The 17,190-nt window shown below is 56.1% G+C and carries 21 protein-coding genes; 19 read left to right on the plus strand and 2 right to left on the minus strand.

Annotated features, from left to right (window positions below; translation table 11 throughout):
• Nucleotides 1-28: 28 nt before the first annotated feature.
• A complete protein-coding gene (locus B0G52_RS09705) occupies nucleotides 29-292 on the minus strand; it encodes a hypothetical protein (protein ID WP_094043603.1) in 264 nt (87 codons plus the stop codon).
• A 170-nt stretch (nucleotides 293-462) separates the two neighbouring features.
• Between B0G52_RS09705 and B0G52_RS09710 the strand changes: the two genes are divergently transcribed.
• The 12 genes from B0G52_RS09710 to B0G52_RS09765 all read left to right on the plus strand — a co-directional run bounded on the left by B0G52_RS09710 (nucleotide 463) and on the right by B0G52_RS09765 (nucleotide 11,218).
• Entirely contained in the window at nucleotides 463-1,830 is a 1,368-nt protein-coding gene (locus tag B0G52_RS09710; protein WP_094043605.1) for an MFS transporter, read from the plus strand.
• A 130-nt stretch (nucleotides 1,831-1,960) separates the two neighbouring features.
• Nucleotides 1,961-2,419, plus strand: a complete 459-nt coding sequence (locus tag B0G52_RS09715) for a RidA family protein (RefSeq protein WP_094043607.1) — start codon at nucleotides 1,961-1,963, stop codon at nucleotides 2,417-2,419.
• Nucleotides 2,420-2,473: 54 nt separating this feature from the next.
• Nucleotides 2,474-2,953 (plus strand): hypothetical protein, encoded by a 480-nt coding sequence (locus tag B0G52_RS09720; protein ID WP_094043609.1) that lies wholly within the window; start codon nucleotides 2,474-2,476, stop codon nucleotides 2,951-2,953.
• A gap of 15 nt (nucleotides 2,954-2,968) precedes the next feature.
• Nucleotides 2,969-3,448, plus strand: coding sequence for an SRPBCC family protein (locus B0G52_RS09725; protein ID WP_094043611.1), 480 nt, complete (start codon nucleotides 2,969-2,971; stop codon nucleotides 3,446-3,448).
• A gap of 25 nt (nucleotides 3,449-3,473) precedes the next feature.
• Nucleotides 3,474-3,995 carry a GNAT family N-acetyltransferase gene (locus tag B0G52_RS09730; protein WP_094043613.1) on the plus strand — a complete coding sequence of 174 codons (522 nt, stop codon included), beginning with the start codon at nucleotides 3,474-3,476 and terminating at the stop codon, nucleotides 3,993-3,995.
• Nucleotides 3,996-4,089: 94 nt separating this feature from the next.
• Entirely contained in the window at nucleotides 4,090-5,301 is a 1,212-nt protein-coding gene (locus B0G52_RS09735) for an ROK family transcriptional regulator (RefSeq protein WP_094043615.1), read from the plus strand.
• 136 nt (nucleotides 5,302-5,437) lie between these two features.
• Entirely contained in the window at nucleotides 5,438-6,733 is a 1,296-nt protein-coding gene (locus tag B0G52_RS09740; RefSeq protein WP_094043617.1) for an ABC transporter substrate-binding protein, read from the plus strand.
• A 93-nt stretch (nucleotides 6,734-6,826) separates the two neighbouring features.
• Nucleotides 6,827-7,696, plus strand: coding sequence for a carbohydrate ABC transporter permease (locus tag B0G52_RS09745; protein WP_094043619.1), 870 nt, complete (start codon nucleotides 6,827-6,829; stop codon nucleotides 7,694-7,696).
• A gap of 16 nt (nucleotides 7,697-7,712) precedes the next feature.
• Complete coding sequence (locus B0G52_RS09750) at nucleotides 7,713-8,582, plus strand: carbohydrate ABC transporter permease (RefSeq protein ID WP_094043621.1); 870 nt, start codon at nucleotides 7,713-7,715, stop codon at nucleotides 8,580-8,582.
• Nucleotides 8,583-8,604: 22 nt separating this feature from the next.
• Nucleotides 8,605-9,444: a PIG-L deacetylase family protein gene (locus B0G52_RS09755; RefSeq protein ID WP_094043623.1), complete on the plus strand. Its 840-nt coding sequence runs from the start codon at nucleotides 8,605-8,607 to the stop codon at nucleotides 9,442-9,444.
• A gap of 106 nt (nucleotides 9,445-9,550) precedes the next feature.
• The gene (locus B0G52_RS09760) at nucleotides 9,551-10,852 is read left to right on the plus strand and encodes a purine/pyrimidine permease (RefSeq protein WP_094043625.1); all 1,302 of its coding nucleotides are present in this window, start codon (nucleotides 9,551-9,553) and stop codon (nucleotides 10,850-10,852) included.
• A gap of 129 nt (nucleotides 10,853-10,981) precedes the next feature.
• Nucleotides 10,982-11,218, plus strand: a complete 237-nt coding sequence (locus tag B0G52_RS09765; RefSeq protein ID WP_143762548.1) for a hypothetical protein — start codon at nucleotides 10,982-10,984, stop codon at nucleotides 11,216-11,218.
• A 63-nt stretch (nucleotides 11,219-11,281) separates the two neighbouring features.
• On the opposite strand, the gene pdxR is transcribed toward B0G52_RS09765, so the two are convergent.
• Nucleotides 11,282-12,721, minus strand: coding sequence for a MocR-like pyridoxine biosynthesis transcription factor PdxR (gene pdxR, locus B0G52_RS09770; protein ID WP_094043629.1), 1,440 nt, complete (start codon nucleotides 12,719-12,721; stop codon nucleotides 11,282-11,284).
• Between the two features lie 224 nt (nucleotides 12,722-12,945).
• Here pdxR and B0G52_RS09775 point away from each other — a divergent pair, with 224 nt between their 5' ends.
• From B0G52_RS09775 to B0G52_RS09805, 7 genes are all read left to right on the plus strand, one after another.
• On the plus strand, nucleotides 12,946-13,902 hold the full coding sequence (locus B0G52_RS09775) for a carbon-nitrogen hydrolase family protein (RefSeq protein WP_094043631.1): 957 nt from the start codon (nucleotides 12,946-12,948) through the stop codon (nucleotides 13,900-13,902).
• Nucleotides 13,903-13,976: 74 nt separating this feature from the next.
• Complete coding sequence (locus B0G52_RS09780) at nucleotides 13,977-14,441, plus strand: GNAT family N-acetyltransferase (protein ID WP_094043632.1); 465 nt, start codon at nucleotides 13,977-13,979, stop codon at nucleotides 14,439-14,441.
• Between the two features lie 60 nt (nucleotides 14,442-14,501).
• On the plus strand, nucleotides 14,502-14,783 hold the full coding sequence (locus B0G52_RS09785; RefSeq protein ID WP_094043634.1) for a hypothetical protein: 282 nt from the start codon (nucleotides 14,502-14,504) through the stop codon (nucleotides 14,781-14,783).
• Between the two features lie 25 nt (nucleotides 14,784-14,808).
• A complete protein-coding gene (locus B0G52_RS09790) occupies nucleotides 14,809-15,462 on the plus strand; it encodes a hypothetical protein (RefSeq protein WP_094043636.1) in 654 nt (217 codons plus the stop codon).
• Nucleotides 15,463-15,591: 129 nt separating this feature from the next.
• A complete protein-coding gene (locus B0G52_RS09795; RefSeq protein WP_094043638.1) occupies nucleotides 15,592-16,251 on the plus strand; it encodes an HAD family hydrolase in 660 nt (219 codons plus the stop codon).
• A gap of 16 nt (nucleotides 16,252-16,267) precedes the next feature.
• Nucleotides 16,268-16,546 (plus strand): GNAT family N-acetyltransferase, encoded by a 279-nt coding sequence (locus B0G52_RS09800; RefSeq protein WP_094043640.1) that lies wholly within the window; start codon nucleotides 16,268-16,270, stop codon nucleotides 16,544-16,546.
• 72 nt (nucleotides 16,547-16,618) lie between these two features.
• Entirely contained in the window at nucleotides 16,619-17,188 is a 570-nt protein-coding gene (locus B0G52_RS09805) for an NUDIX hydrolase (protein WP_233162530.1), read from the plus strand.
• Nucleotides 17,189-17,190 lie beyond the last annotated feature (2 nt).

A 17,190-nucleotide genomic window follows, 5' to 3' on the forward strand; every position in this document is an offset into this window, starting at 1 on the left:
GTATATCGATTATCCGACCGTTGCCGGCTCATGCGGCTGGATCGGTCGATTTCTGTTGATGCGAATTAACGTTCAATTCCACGGCAGGCTCCACAGGCGCATCGTCCCCGACCTTGTAATGTTTCTCATACATATGGGCCGGAACGGTCAGGCAGAAGAGTACGAGCACAAGACAGAAAGCGAAAAATCCGTATACGCTGATATAGTCCGCGGCGAGTTGACCGCCTTCCGCAGCCAGCTTCGCTACGCTTTCGCCGACAGGGGGCAGGTTGGACAGAAATGGAATGCTCATGAGCATAACCTCCAAATAAGAAGATTCTTTCTGACTCCTATATTAAAGCGCCGCGCCGCGGATTAATGTGATAAAAATCACTATGACGAAAATCACTTGCGATGAAGCGAAATCCATCAGAGGCAGCGAAGGATAAGCTGGCTCTGCAAGAGATACGATAAGGAGACACCATGGCCCTCCAACAGAACGCGATTAAACGAAAAGAAATGCTGCTCATTACCGCCGTAGCTCTCGGGACCTTGCTGAATCCGCTGAACACGACGATGATTTCGGTTGCGCTGGCGCGTCTTCAAGAGGATTTCCAGCTGACGTTTGCCGACGTGTCTTGGCTCATTTCCACCTACTACTTGGCAAGTGCGATCGGTCAGCCGCTTATGGGCAAGTGGAGCGATTTATTCGGTCGTAAAAAGGTGTTCATGATCGGGCTGCTGCTCGTCACCGTGTCGTCATGCCTTGCTCCGCTGGCCCCGAGCTTCGGTTGGCTGATCGGATTTCGGATCATTCAGGCGCTGGGAAGCTCGGCACTGTTCCCGTCGGGCATGGCGATGATTCGCAGCCAAATTACCGCCAACCAGGCGAAGGCGCTCGGCATCGTGTCGATCTTCTCCGGCACATCGGCGGCGTTCGGGCCTTCGATCGGCGGGTTCCTGCTTCACTACGGAGATTGGCCGCTCATCTTCCTGTGCAATTTTCCGTTTATTATCGCTTCCTTCCTGCTGGCGTGGAAAGTGTTCCCCAGAGACCCGAAAACGTCAGGACGCGCCTCCGACATGGACTGGCCGGGCGTCGCTCTGTTTTCCGCGACGATCTTCATGTGGCTGCTCTTCTTCCTGTCGCTCGCCGGCGAGGTCAGTCTGTGGATGCTTGCGGTCAGCGCCGGACTGACGTATGCGTTATACCGTTATGAAATCGGCCATAGCAAGCCGTTCATCAACGTCGCTTTCTTAAGGAGCAACAGAAATGTGACGGTGATCTACGTACAGTTTATTTTAACCAATATGGCGTTTTATTCGATTATGTTCGGCATCCCGTCTTACCTTCAACGTGTCCAAATGATGGATGCGCAGCAAGCGGGGCTCGTCATGCTGTCGATCGCCGGGTTCAGCGTCATCGTCACGCCGTTGGTCAGCCGCTGGATCGACCGAAGCGGTTCCAGGCCCTCGCTGCTGTTCGGAACACTCTCCGTCGTTGCGGGAAGTCTGCTCCTGCTGTTGATTCGGGATCAGGCCAGCGTTGTGACAATTTTCCTTGTGCTGTGCGTCCTGGGGATTGCCAACGGCTTTAACAATCTGGGCATGCAGACGGCGCTGTACGATTATGTGAAGAAGTCGGAGACCGGCATCGCCTCCGGTCTGTTCATGACGTCCCGCTTTATCGGGACGATCCTCTCTTCCAGCCTGCTGGCGGCGCTCTTCGGCAAAAATATCACCACCCCGCATCTGCACAGCATGGCATGGGTTTGCGCGGGACTCGGCGTCCTTATGTTTGTTTTAACAGTGCGCATGCCCAGAGCGGATAAGCAAGAAGCCGTTGAATAAGGGCAGGATCAAGCCGCGTTCGGTCGACGATCCTTCATCGAATGTGGCTTGAAATCGGACCGTTCATATTGACCAATCCGTTGAATCGGGGTACACTCTTTCCAATATTTATAATATTGGGGGTTTTTACATGTCCGGACATAGGATCGAGGATCGGCTGCATGAGCTTAACATTACCCTTCCCGCAGCAAGCCAGCCCGCCGCAAAATACGCGAATTTCGTTATCGTGGGCGACTTGATGTACGTCTCGGGCAAAGGTCCGTCCGGCAATCCGAAAGGAAAACTCGGAATCGATTATACGACGGAGCAGGGATACGCATTCGCACGAGAGACGGCGCTCGAAGTGCTTGCCGTCCTGCAATCGGCGCTTGGTTCGTTGGATAAGGTGAAGAGGGCGGTAAAGGTTCAAGGCTTCGTCAACGCAAGCGCAGCTTTCGAGGAGCATCATAAGGTGCTTAACGGCTTTTCGGATTTGCTGCTTGAGGTGTTCGGGGATAGGGGGCTTCATGCCCGTTCCGTCTTCGGCGCGGTCTCGGTAAGGGACAACCTGCCGATTATCGTCGACACGATATTTCAGATCGAGACTTGATCGTCGGTTAACGAAAAGAACGGGAAGAATCGTAAGCGTGAAAGGGGAAACACCGTGAGCAACAATACTTTATACGAACGCTTTCTGCTGCTCGCCGAGGATTTCAATCGCCAATCGGATATCGTGCCGCTATTGTACGGATCGTTAGGACTGGAAGTTTTAACGGGAGCTGACACCTATCCGGAGGACATTGACGTCCTGGTTCCGCTTGCGTTTCTTCAAGATCGCTGGGATGAGTTACGGCAGCTGATCGAGAGCCGAGGCTATACCCTCGTCGACCTTCGGGAACGCGAATTCGATAACGGACAGCACAAAATCGCTTTTGCGGATATCGAGGATCTTGAAGCCTTTGCCGGGATCAGGCCGGAGGAGATAGAGGAAAGAGAGGACGGCGCAGCGAAATATAAACTGCTGAATCTTCGCCAATACTACGCCGTCTATAATCGATCCGTGCTCGACGGCTACAGAATCGGTACAAGAAACAAAAAGGATAACGAAAAAATCGAACTGATCGAAAACCTGCTAGGGCAATAGGAGAGACGACAACGCATGGTGACCGTTACAACGCGAGTAGAGATCAATGCGCCGATCCGGCACTGCTTCGACTTGGCGAGAGACATAGACGTACATACCCGAACGGTGTGGAAGCATACGAAGGAAAAGGCGATTCGGGGCGTTACGAGCGGCCCGATCGGACCGGGACAGACGGTGACTTTCGAAGCGACGCATTTGGGAGTCAGGCAGCGGCTCACCTCCTTGATTACCGAGTACCGCGAGCCTTACTTGTTCGTGGATGAGATGCAGAAGGGCGCGTTCAAGCGGCTGAGGCACGTCCATGAATTCGAAGAGGCGAACGGCAAGACCGTCATGACGGATACGTTAACTTTCGAAGCTCCGCTCGGGATTATCGGAAGATGGGTCGAGAAGCTTGTCCTGAAGGATTACATGAGGAAGTTTTTGGAGCACCGCAACCTTGAATTGAAAAAGCTGGCCGAGGACCGCAACAACAAAAATGGAATCGAAATCTGAACGACCCGAAGGAGATTACACTTCGATGAATATACGGATTTTACAACATTCTGACGCTGAATCGTACAGGCAATTGCGCCTCGCCGGGCTGCAGACGAATCCGGAAGCGTTCGGCTCTACCTACGAGCAGGAGGCGCAGTTTACGCTGGAGACGATGATCAATCGAATTACGCCCAGCAAGGACAAGTTTGTGTTAGGGGCGTTTGCGGAGGACGGTTCATCATTGACGGGAATCGTGACGTTCGTGCGCGAAAGCGGCGTTAAAACCTCGCACAAAGCAAACGTATACGGGATGTATGTGGCGCCCTCTGCTCGGGGCAAGGGGATCGGCAGACGGCTTCTCGTCGAGTTGATCGAAAAGGCAAAGGAGTACGACGGACTGGAGCAGATCAATCTGGCCGTCGTATCGGACAACGCGCCCGCCAAGAAGCTCTACCGCTCGCTTGGCTTCGACACGTACGGGGTGGAGAAGAACGCCTTAAAATACAACGATCAGTATTACGACGAAGATTTTATGACGCTTAAGCTGCCCGGATCCAAGCAATAACGTATTGACAGCCCGGCAGAAAACGCTTAATCTATTAATTAATAAACCTAATTAATGTATTGGCAAGGTTACGCCCGGAAATGAGGAATAAAGAATGGCTAAACGTTCGGCGGACCAGACGCTGGTTCGCATGACCAATCAAAATCTGATTCTCTCGACAATACGCGAAAAAGAGAGCGCCACCCGAAGCGTCTTGTCCAAGACGCTGCAATTAAGCGTGCCGAGCGTATGCGCGAACGTCGACCAGCTCATCGAGCTCGGCATCGTGCGGGAGACGGGGGAAGAGACGTCGAGCGTCGGCCGCAAAGCCAAGCTGTTGAAGCTCAATACCCGGTTCGGCTACTTGATCTCCATCGACTTAAGCAACCCATGCATCACGCTGGCTCTCAGCGATCTGGAACCGGTCGTAGTGAGCGAATTGAAATTCGACCTGGAGCTGTATCGTACCGAACAATTAATGGAACTGCTGACGGAGAAAATCGGTGAACTGCTTAAGCAGGGCGGCATCGCTCCAAGCCAACTGCTGACGATCTCGGTGTCCGTCCCGGGCATCGTCGACAGCGTGAAGGGCATCGTCGAATGCGGCTCTTACTTGGCTCCGCTGGGCAAGGTGCCTTTCCGCGAGCTGTTTCAACGCCGCTTCGACGTCCCGGTGCTGCTGCACAAGGATATCGACGCAGCCATTATCGCGGAAAGAAACTTCGGCGCGGCGAAGGACAGCGACAATGCGGCTTTCGTAAGCGCGGACGTCGGAGTAGGAACCGGCATCGTGCTCGGCGGGACGCTGTTCAAGGGGAGTAAATACGGAGCCGGCGAGCTGAGCCGATTCGTCATGGACCGGCAGCCGCCGACCGACGGGGCCGCTTTGCCCCTTCTAGGCGACCTGGTTTCCGTCAAAGCGCTCGTACAGGCCGTGCGAGATGAGGTTGAGCTCGGAGCCAAGAGCTCCGTTCTGGATGAAGCGGGGGGCAAGCCGGACCGCATCGACTTTAACGCCGTCATCCGCGCGACTCTATCGGGCGATGCGCTCTGCGTCAAGCACGTGCGCGAGAGCGCGCGCATGATGGGCATCGCCGTCTCCAACATGCAATTGCTGCTGGATTTGGACTGCATTATCCTCGGCGGGGGATTTGCGACGCTGGGCGATACGTATACGGAGACGCTGGCGGAGGAAGTGAGGAGGCGGATTCCTGCGCCTCCGACGATCAGGACGACGGCGTTGAGAAGCAAGGCGGTCGTCCTGGGCGGCATCAGCTTGGCGCTGGATTCGGTATTCGACGAACTGCTGCTGGAGAAGTCCGTGTAAAGCGGCTTTCTCCTCTCTATATAATTAGGAAACTTAATTAACTAAATTCCCCGCCATTATGAACAAAGGTTGATTCTCGGGCAAACCGGTGTGTCCGAGTTCAATATATAACTTTTATCAAAGGGAGAGTCCAGGAATGCAGATCAGAAAAGCAAGCCGTAAGATGACCGTTTCACTGCTGCTCGCCGCGCTCGCGGGAGGATTGCTGGCCGGATGCGGCGGCAACAAAGACAACGCCGCTTCTTCTACCCAAGGCGCTTCCTCGCCGAATAGCGGCAAGCAGGTCAAGCTGCGCGTAGCGACGTCATTTGCCGGATCGGATCCGTGGGTGTCGGCATGGACCGATGCGGTCCAATCTTTTCAGGCGGCCAATCCTAACATTGCGATCGTCGACGAGTCGACCCCGGTTAACCAAGAGGCGCTGCGCACGAAGGTGAAAGCCGACGCGGCGACGGGTAACCTGGCCGACGTTCTGTTCTACTTCAACGGCAGCGAGACGAAGATTTTGCAGGAGACGAACGAGATCGTGTCTTGGGAAGACGAGTTGGCCAAAGATCCCGAGTGGGCGAGCACGTTCAACGCGGCTATTCTTGACAAGGTGAAGTACGAAGACAAGCAATATTCCCTGCCGTATATCGGCTTCTACGAAGGATTGTTCTGGAACAAGGAGTTGTTCGACAAGCATCAGCTCGAAGCCCCGACGACGTTCGAAGCCTTTATGAAAGCGGTTGATACGCTCGCCGCCAACGACATCATTCCGATCGCCACGTCGCTGACAACGCCTTACATCCAAGAGGCGCTTGTTCTGTCCCAAGTCGGCCCCGAAGGCCAGAAGCTGGCGTACGATCCGTCTTGGGCCCCGGCGCTGAACTTGATCAAAGAGCTGAGCGACCGCAACGCTTTCCCTCGCGATGCGCTGACGCTGGACGACGACAAGGCGCAAGCGCTGTTCTCCGGCGGCAAGGCGGCAATGATGTTCAACGGCTCCTGGACGGCCGTCGGCTTGTCCTCCAACCCGGCGATCCAGATCACGCCGTTCCCGCTCGTTCCCGGCGGCAAAGGCGAGAACATGATCGTGTCGGGCTTCGGCTCGGGCTGGTACATGAAGAAAAACGACGATCAAGCCCAGTACGACGCCGCTCTCTCCTTCGTCAAGTATATGACGTCGCCGGACGTGGCCGGCAAATTCGCCGCCGTCGGAGGAACCTACGCGGTTAAAACGACGGATACGGGCACTACGGCGCCGCTGCTCACAGCCGGCAACGAGATGGTCGCCCAGGCGAAGGATTTCGTCATGCCGATCGACTCTTTCGTTTCCCGCGAGTCGTATACCGATTTCCTGAAAGGCTTGGGCTACCTGGCGTACGGCAAGAAAACGGCGGAAGAAGTGCTTGCCCAGGCGAAGAAGCTCAGCGATCGCAATCAAGGTTAGGCAAGCGGGCAGGCGCTCCCGGAGATCGGCACGCAAGGCCGGTCGCGACTCGTCGGATGAGCCCGGGAGCTTGCCTCCTAAGGAGGAACGGAAGTGAATTTCAAAGACAAACGCTACATCGTGCTTTTCCTGTCGCCGACGGTCATCCTTTTGTTCGCGTTTTTGCTCTATCCCTTGATCCAATCGGTCTATTACAGCTTCACGGATTGGTACAACTTCTCGAACAAGAAGACGTTCATCGGGTTGGACAATTACCGGCAGCTCGTTCAGGACCCGGTCGTCGGCATCGCCTTGAGAAACACCCTTATCCTTATCGTCGGCGCGATCGTGCTGCAGGCCGGGGGCGGACTCGCGCTGGCGTTGCTGACGGCCAGCGTGAAGCGGGGCTTCAAGTTTTTCCGGACCGTCTACTTCTTCCCGATCGTTATTTCGGGGACGGCCATCGGCCTGATGTTCTCGATTATTTACAACTACGACTACGGATTGCTGAACGCGATTATGCGCGCCCTCGGTCTACCCGAGCAAGTCTGGCTGACGGAGCACAGCTCGATCTATCTCGTGCTGATTCCGATTCTGTGGCAATACGTCGGTTTTTACTTCGTCATTTTCCTGACCGGCATTTCGAAAATTCCGGAGGACATCTACGAATCGGCGCAATTGGACGGAATTACAGGCATACAGAAAGCGTTCAAAATTACGATTCCGCTGCTTCGCGACGTGATCGCTTCCTGCTTGACGCTTGCGACCGCGGGGGCGCTCAAGGTGTTCGACGTCGTCTACATCGTGACTAAGGGCGGCCCGATGAACTCCAGCGAGTTGCTCAGCACGTATATGTACGACAAAGCCTTCAACGGCCAGAACGCCGGATATGCCAGCACGATCGTCATCGCCATGATGCTGCTCGGCATTCTGATCACCGTGCTGCTTAACAAAGCCGTCAAGAAAGATACGATTAGCTACTGATCGGGAGGGAACAGCGATGTCTACCGTCGCGGAAAATATCGGGCAAAGGCGCGGCCCCGGCCGCTACGCCGGCAGAACGGTCGTTTATGCGGTGCTGATCGCGTGGGCGTGCACGACCATCGTTCCGCTGCTATGGGTGCTGCTGAGCAGCCTTAAGTCGTCCGACGAAATTTTGACCAACGCGTTCGGCCTGCCGGACACCTTCAGCTTCGTCAATTACGTCAAGCTGAACGAGTACGGCAACCTTAACATTTTGCGCGGCTTCGCGAACAGCCTGCTCATCTCCGGCTCCGTCGTGCTCGGCGTTGCGTTCTTCGGGGGCCTGGCCTCGTTCGTTCTGTCCCGGTTTCAATTCAGGGGCAAGAGCCTGTTTAACGTTCTGTTCGTCGTCTGCATGCTGCTGCCGCAGTTCGCGGTCATCATACCGAACTTCATGATCATTAAGGAACTGCACCTGAACGGCACCTACTGGTCCGTCATTTTGCCTCAGATCGCAGGCAATCTGAGCTTTGCCATTCTCATGATGACCGGCTTCATGGCGGCGCTGCCCGGAGAGCTCGAAGAGGCGGCCGTCGTGGACGGAGCGTCCATCTGGAAAATCTTCTGGCGCATTCTGCTGCCGCTCTGCGTGCCGATTTTCGCCACTGTGTCGATCATGATTTTCCTCTGGTCATACAATGAACTGCTTATGCCGCTCGTTTACTTGCCGGTACGGGACATGCAGCCGATCTCCGTGCTGCTCTCGCTCGTCTCGAATGCATACGGAACCGACTACGGGGCGATGATGGCGGCGATCGCCATCTCGATCGCGCCGCTGCTCGTCCTCTACATGATCTCGCAGGAGACCGTTATTAAAGGCTTGACCGCGGGAGCGGTCAAAGGTTAAATCGCTTGGAGGATTCTACACAATGAACGAAGCATTGCAAATTATCGTCATCGCCGCGCATCCCGACGAGGCCGAGATTTATGCCGGAGGCACGGCCGCTCTGTACGCCGAGCTCGGCCATAACGTCAAGTTCGTCTCGTTGACGAACGGAGACTGCGGTCATTACAGCATGAAGGGCAAGGAACTGATCGAGAGAAGAACGCAGGAAGCCTACGAAGCCGCCCGCAGGCTCGGCGTGAAAGAATATACGATTCTGGACATTCCGGACGGCCAGCTCTCCTCGACGCACGAGGTGCGTTCGGAAGTCATCCGCCTCGTCCGCAATTGGAAAGCGGACGTCGTCCTGACGTTTCATCCGGACGGACCCGGCCATGTCGACAATCGCGGAGCGGGCAAAATCGTTCGCGACTGCGCGGATTTCATCGCGATGGTGCCCAATGCCGTGCCCGATGCGCCGCATTTGCTGAAATCCCCGCTGTTCCTCCTTATGCCGGATTACGCCAAGAGGAGCGCGTACCGGCCGGACATCGTCGTGGCCGTCGATTCCGCGATCGAGAAGAAGCTGCTGGGCTGCGACGCCCATGCTTCCCAATTTTACGAATTCGCGCCTTGGCAGCGGGGATTCCTGGATTCCGTTCCGTCCGGGTGGGAGGACAGGCGGCAGTACATTCTGGACAACTGGAGCGCGTTTCTGGACGTCTCAGAGGAAATGAAGTCCCCGCTTGAAACGTTCTACGGCAAGGAAGCCGCCTCCCGCGTTCGATACGCGGAGCCCTTCGAGGTGGCGGATTACGGCCGAACGCCCGACGAGGAAGAGAAGAGAAAGCTGTTTCCGATGTTGTACCTCCAATACCGTCAATAACATCAGTAACATCAACAAACATCAACAACATCATAGCGTTAACGAGTCGAAATCCCCTGCCGCGACGGCCGGGGATTTCGACTGCCATGGAAACGAGGGAAAGAGAGTGAAGCGATTATCGCTAGGAAAAGAAGGGTTGAGCGCGCTGCAGTGGTTCATCTTCATCGCGGCGAGCTCCATAGCGCTGCCGATCGTGATCGGCGGCGTCTTCGGGCTGGCTCAGGAGGAGATTACTTCGCTGATGCAGCGTACGTTCTTCGTCGTCGGAGTCAGTTCGATGCTGCAGGCGATAGCGGGGCATCGGTTCCCGGTCATCGACGGTCCGGCCGGCTCTTGGGTCAGCGTGTTTATTATGATGGCGGGAATGGCGGAACGGCAAGGAATGAGCGGGGAAGACGCGCTGCGTCTGTTGGAGGGCGGTATGCTGATCGCGGGAGCGCTGTTGCTGCTGCTCGGCGTGACCCAGCTTTTTTACCGGCTGCTGAATTGGTTTACTCCGCTCGTTACGCACACGTTTTTATTTATTCTTTCTCTGCAGCTTAGCGGCGTTTTGCTGAAAGGGATGCTCGGCGTCAACGGGGAGGGGGGCAGCATTCGTCTCGAAGAAACACTTGTCGCTGTCGCCGTATTTGCCGGAGTGGTGTTTCTTACCGTCAGGGGCAGAGGCTGGACCCGCAACTATGCGATACTGATCGGAATCGCGTGCGGATGGGGGGCACATGCGTGGATTGGCGGCGAACCGAAGGCGGCGGTGCCGTCGTCCGAGTGGATTCGGCTTCCGGAGCTTTGGGCGTGGGGAAGTCCGAGCTTGAATGCCGGAATGGCGGCGACGGCGGTGCTGTTCACTTTGATTCTCATCTCGAATCTGTTCGCGGCGATCGCGGCCGCGGAGCAAGAGGTGCCGCGCCGTCAATCGGTCGGGCCGAGCGACTATAACCGAGGCAGCGTCGTGGGAGGAATCTCGCACGGATTGGCGTCCGCCTTCAGCTCCGTCGGCGTCGTTCCGCTGCCGATAACGGCCGGCTTCATCCGGATGACCGGTCAGACGGGCAGAAAATCGTTTCTCGTCGCTTGCGCCGCGTTGGCGGGCATATCGCTTGTCCCTGGCATCGTCCATCATCTGGCTCACCTGCCGACCTCCGTCGCGAGCGCAGTTTCTCTTGCCGCTTTCGTGCAGATGACCGCGAATTCGCTTCAGTCGTTGTCGCGCGCAGCGACAGGGGAGAGGGAGCTCAAGATCGCGGGAATCGGGCTTCTGATCGGAATCGGCTTTACGATAGCGTCCGCATCCGCGCCCGCAGCGCTTCCCGCAGCCGTCCAGTACGTATTGGGTAACGGCTTGCTGGCCGCTACCTTGATCGTGATGTCGCTTGAACGTGTCTGGCGTCCTTCGTTCCATTCGGGTTAGCGATGCGCAGCCGCTTGACGGTCCAATCTTGAAGGGAGGAACAACTGGACGGGCAAAAAAGATCGGAAATGGTTGGTTTACTTCTGCGGGCGGTTCATTATAATGGGTTGTGAGACGGAGATAACAAGATTGGCCTATTCACAATCCATTAGGCAGGTGATGAGCATGGAATGGCTGCTGGCGATTGTCGTTGTCGTTATGGTTGCAGGATTGGCAGCGACGCTGATCATCGGTCAATCGAAGAGCAATCGAGAATCGGACCCCCGCTATACTCAAAATACAGGCAAAAAGTGGCTGCGTCTCGGCGGAATTTACGTAGTCGGCATTATCGCGGTAATCGTCATCGTGATCGCGTTGAACGACTAGACGCCGTTTTCCCATCCTCATGCGCTGACAACCGCCGAGCGAAAGCTCCGCGGTTGCTTCCGGTTAACCGCCGATCGAAGCCCGCAGAGCTTCGGCAAACTTGGCGATCCCCTCCGCGATGTCCTCCGTTCGGGCTCTGGCGAACGTAAAGCGGACGAAGCCCGAATCCGAACCGTACACGCTGCCCGGCACGAAGACGACTCCCCTCCGAATTCCCTCCTCCAGCAGCTTGCCGTCGTGAATCTCGGGAACCAGCTTGCACCACAGATGCAGTCCCCCGCTGGGAACCGTGAACCGAATCAAACCCGGAAGCTCCCTGTTCAGCGCTTCGATCAACAAGTCCCGCTTAAACAGCAACTGCGCGCGCAGCCGCTCCAGATGTGGAACGAAATAAGGCGAATTCAGAAACTGCGCGGCCACCTGCTGCGGAATGACGCTCAGTCCGAAGTCCATCTGCTGTCTCGCGTCGGCCAGCCTCTCCGCGATGGCGCGGGGAGCGACCATCCAGCCGATTCGCAGACCGGAGGCAGCGATCTTGGAGAAAGAGCCGATGTGCAGGACGGAACCGACCTCGTCCATCGATTTAAGAGGCGCGGGAGCCATTCCATCGTAAGCGGTTAAGCTGAACGGATCGTCCTCCACGATCGGCAGCGCCAGTTCGCTCGCCGCCTCCAGCAGCTGCTTGCGTCTCTCTGCGGCCAGAACGGATCCCGTCGGGTTTTGAAAATTCGGATTCGTGAACACCATTTTGATGCGGTGCTTCTTGTATAATGCCCGAACGTCCTCGGGACGAACGCCGTGCTCGTCGACCGGAAGCCGGAACAGCCGCAAGCCCGCGGATTGGAACATCGGCAGGGAGTAACAGTATGAAGGATCTTCGATCGCGACGGCGTCTCCCGGCGACAGCAAGCATTGCGTAATGAGATACAGCGACTGCTGCGAGCCGGAAGTAATCAGGATCGAGGCTTCGGTTGCGCGAACGCCCCGATGCTTCTCCAGGTAGGCAACCAGCGCTTGTCTGAGCGGAACGTAGCCCTGAGGATTATCGTAGCCCAAATACGAAGTATACCGATGCTCGCTCATGAGCGCGGCGATCTCGTCGATCGGGGCCAGATCCGCGGCCAATTCACCGCTGGCGAAATCGATGAGGGCCGGGTCCGAGGCCAGAGCCTCCCGAATTTTGCGCATGAAGGGCAGATTGGGAAGGAAGTGGCCGCCTTCGGAATAGCGTTTCCAATTGGGCGTATGCTTGGGCGCCACTTCCCATTTGGATGTGCTGACGCGGGTCCCGCTGCCCGTCCGGCTTTCGATGAGTCCCGTTGCCCGAAGCTCGTCGAAGGCCATAATGACGGTGCTTCTATTGACTCCAAGCTGAGCGGCCAATTTGCGTTCCGACGGCAGCAAGCTGCCCGGCGGAAATTCGCCGTAGGATATTCTCTGTTCGAGATGATCGGCGATTTGCTCGTATAGAGGTTGTCGACTGTGCCGGTCCGGCTTCCACATGAATATACTCTCCCGTCGTGCTATCGAACCTGATGCGCTTATTATCATACCACTGTTTTCCTGAAAACAAGAAACCCGAATTCGCGCAAATCCCGAAGATTCCGTAACGATTCGTTGAACTTGGATGGGGAAAAGAACGGGGAAATGGAGGGTCTGTTAACGACCCGAATCCGATATCATAGGGTCAAAGCCGTCAATTTCGAAATGAGGAGAGAGGAACCGTCATGAGAAACCGTTATGTCAAAGTCGCCGTCGTACAAGCCGCGCCCATTCTGTTCGATAAATCCTCCGCCATGGAAGCGATCGAGAGCTTGACGCGGAAAGCCGCGGTGCAAGGGGCTAAGCTGATCGTGTTTCCCGAAGTATTTCTGTCCGGATATCCCCGAGGGCTGGCATTCGGCGCCCGCGTCGGCAGCCGGACGGAGGAGGGAAGACGGATCTGGCAGCGGTATTGGGAAAGCTCGATCGACGTTCCCGGCGCAGAGACGGACAAGTTGGGCGAGCTGGCCAAGGAATTCGGCGTATATCTGATTGTCGGGGCGGTGGAGCGGGATCGGGAATTCAGCCGGGGCACCTTGTACAACTCGATTGTGTACATCGGTCCCGACGGAGAGCTTCTGGGCAAGCACCGCAAGCTCGTACCTACCGGCTCCGAGCGCCTCTTGTGGGGGCAAGGAGACGGCAGTACGCTGACCGTGATCGATACCCCCTTCGGCCGGGTCGGCGGATTGATCTGTTGGGAAAATTACATGCCGCTCGCCCGCGCCGCCATCTATGCCCAAGGAATCGACATCTATGTAGCCCCTACGGCAGACGCCCGCGACTCATGGCAATCGACGATTCGCCATATCGCCTGCGAAGGCCGCTGCTTCGTGCTTTCCAGCAACCAGTATGCGACGAAAGCCTCTTATCCCGAAGATCTGGCGCGTCATGAGGATCTTCTCAAGGACGAAGAAGTGCTCAGCAGGGGAGGCAGCGCCATTGTCGATCCGCTCGGCAATTATGTCGCAGAGCCGCTGTACGACCGGGAGGGGCTTCTGGTTGCCACGCTCGATCTCTCCAAAGTCGTGCAGAGCCGGTTCGACTTCGACGTCGTCGGCCACTACAGCCGTCCGGACGTCTTCCAACTAATCGTAAACGACAGAAAACAAGAAATCGTCCGAAAGGCCTCCGACAATTGATGTATTTTCTGGTAAAATAAATGTTAGAAAAATGAACGAAGACGCAGGCTTCGGAGTTGGAGAGGATGCTTGGGATGTCGATTGCAAGAGCTGACAGAGAGGATTTGCCGGAAATACTGGAGTTGCAGTATGCCGCCTATCAGAGCGAGGCCGCGATCTACGACGATTACAACATTCAGCCGCTCACGCAAACTTTGGAAGATTTGGAGAGGGAAGCGGAAGATTGGATTGTGTTCAAGGCGGTGGAAGACAGGAAAATAGCGGGCTCGGTCAGGGTGCTGGTGGCGGACGGGCAGTGTACGATCGGCAAGCTGATCGTGCATCCCGATTATCAGAACCGGGGAATCGGCAAGCGGCTGATGAAAGCCGTCGAAGACGCCTTCCCTCATGTGAGGGCGATCGAGCTGTTTACCGGGCATAAGAGCGAACGGAATATCAGGTTTTACGGCAAGCTGGGCTACGAGAAATTTAAGGAAGTGCAAGTTAACGAGCACCTTTCTTTGGTTTATTTTCGCAAGGAGATCAAGGAGGGCGCATGACCGATACGGATGATGGCAGGCTCTGGAAGATCAGGGACGAAGGGATGGGATGCACGGGAAATGAGGGTCCGATATGTTATCGAAGCGCTGCTGTTCAGCCTGGTCGTGATCGGGGGATGGGTCGCCTGGGCAGTCGTGTCCGGGATGATGCTGACTCGCAGCTACGTTCCGGATATTGTGGAAAGCTATAGCAGTGTAGAACATTTGCAGAGCGAAGTATCCTTCGGTGTGGTCTACAACGTTCACTGGTCGATATTGGCGGGAGGCTTCATCGCGCTCGCCGCTCTCTATTATTTCGCACGAGCCTGGTTAAGCAATCGCTTGTCGGCAAGAAAGAGTTAAGCACCCAAGAAAGGGAATTGCCATCATGAAGAAACTTACCGCCATCATATTGATACTCTGCTTGACTGGCTGCGCCAAGGAGCCGGCCGAATCCCCGGCCGCTTCCGATAGCGGTCTGGAGAGCGGGCACATCGCGATCGACGGACCGATGACGATTTCCAGCAACGGCTTGTATCCGTTCAGTCATGAGAACGAACAATTAAATCTACAATTGGTGACGGGAAGATATTACGAGGATTGGACTCCGGGACCGCTCATGGGAAGAACCTGGACCGGGGAGTTCCGTCTGGTGCTTGCAGACGAGGGCGGGCAGATCAAGAAAGAGTTTTCGCTGCAAGGCTATTTCGACGAACCGCTCGTGTTCAACTCCTTGTTCGAAATCGAGTTCGAAGATTACAACGGAGACGGCAACGCGGACTTCACGATCGGACAGTACGGTTCGAGCAACGGCAACTTCTACAAGCTGTTTACACTCGGCGCGGACGACGAACTGGAAGAGTTGAAGGTTCGAGGGCATCGCGAGCTGTTCATTAGCGCGACGGACGGCAGGTATTCGACGAGATTGGAGAAGATCGGGGAAGGCTCCTTCAAGAAATCCGCCTACGACAACTCGATAGGAAAACAGGTAGAGACCGTCTTTACTTGGAACGGAACCGAGTTCGTCGAGCAAGCCGAATAATCCCCATGAACAGCTGCCGGGCCTGGTTCGGCGGTTGTTCGCGTTACACCGGCATTATATAATGAGAAACATCGCGGGTGCGGGCATCGTACTGCTAGTACTGAATCGTTAAGCGAGGGGGCGGCGCGCATGGGAGAGTACCCCGTTAAAGGAATCATTTTCGATATGGATAATACGCTGCTTCGTTCAAACATCGACTTCGGGCGGATGAAGCAGGAGATTTATGCGTACTTGCGGGAGCGCGACCTGCTGCCGGAGCAGGCGCCAATCGACCGGGAGACGTCTTCCACGCTCATTCGGCAAGCGTTGGCGGCGAACAGAATGACGCCGAGACAAGTGAACGAGGTGTGGGCGATCGCCGCCAAGCACGAAACCGAAGGAATGGCGGGGGCGGACCTGGAGCCGGGCGTGCGGGAGCTGCTCGCGGAGCTGCAGGGCAAAGCCGCGCTCACCGTTCTGACCAATAATTCGATCCTCGCGGCAAGGGCCGCCTTGGAAGAGAACCGCATTTTGCACGTTTTCGACCTGGTCGTCGGCCGGGAGGACGCAGGCGAGCTGAAGCCTTCGCCGGACGGGGTTCGGCTCATTCTGAATCTCTATCCCCGGCTGACCTCTCGCGATTGGATCTCCGTCGGAGACGCATGGATTGATTGCATTGCGTCGCAGGATGCGGGCGTCCGCTTTATCGCCTACCGTGCCGACATGGAGAAGATGCGAATAGCGGGAGCGGTTCCCGACGACAGCATCGCGCATCTCGCAGAGCTGACGCGGGTCATTCAGAGTACATAGGAGGCGCTGCCGCGACATGCAACTTCATTTAAGAGACGCGACGATAGACGATCTGGAGCTGCTGACGGATATGAACCGGCAATTGATCGAAGACGAGGGCAGCTCCAATCCGATGAATCGCGAACAGTTAAAGCAACGAATGCGAGACTGGCTGACGTCCGATTGGAAGGTCGATCTTCTGGTGAGCGGCGAGGACGTCGTCGGGTACGCGCTCTATCAATTCCGAAGCAACGTCTATCGGCCGGAAGTTCGGGAAGCTTACTTGCGAACCGGATCGGCAAGAGCTTCTGGTTAAAAGCCGGATTCGCGCCCTACGTGTCCAACATGAGAATGAGTAATCGGTCCGGCTGGAAGGATGGAGAATGATTTGGCTGACATCATAATCAAATACAATATTTGTTTCGTTAGACGAGGCGACGAGATTTTGCTGCTGAACCGCGAGTTCGCCCCGTGGATGGGGAGTTGGAACGGAGTAGGAGGCAAGCTGGAGAAGGGCGAGGAGCCTCGCGAAGCGATGATCCGGGAAATCGCCGAGGAGACGAACATCGAATGCGATCAGTATCGCTTGCATTACAAAGGGATGATCACCTGGAACGACGACGATACCAGCTTCGGAGGCATGTACCTCTACGTGGCGGAGGTGCCGGCAAGCTTCTCCTATTCGACTCCTCTTCAGACAGACGAAGGCATTCTGCAATGGAAGACGGTCGGCTGGATTATGGACGGCAATAACGGCGGGGTCGTATCGAACATTCCGAGATTTCTGGAGACGGCGCTGAACGATCCGGAGTGCTACGAGCATCACTGCTATTACCGGAACGACGAACTCGTAACACTAAGCTCCAACCGAATAGACCCGCTAACGGAAACGGACCGTCCGCTCAGGGAAACTTACCTGCGAGATAAGCACCGGGGAGTGCTGGCGATCGGAAAATAAGG

The sequence above is a fragment of the Cohnella sp. SGD-V74 genome (assembly GCF_003001675.1).
Classification (GTDB): Bacteria; Bacillota; Bacilli; order Paenibacillales; family Paenibacillaceae; genus Cohnella.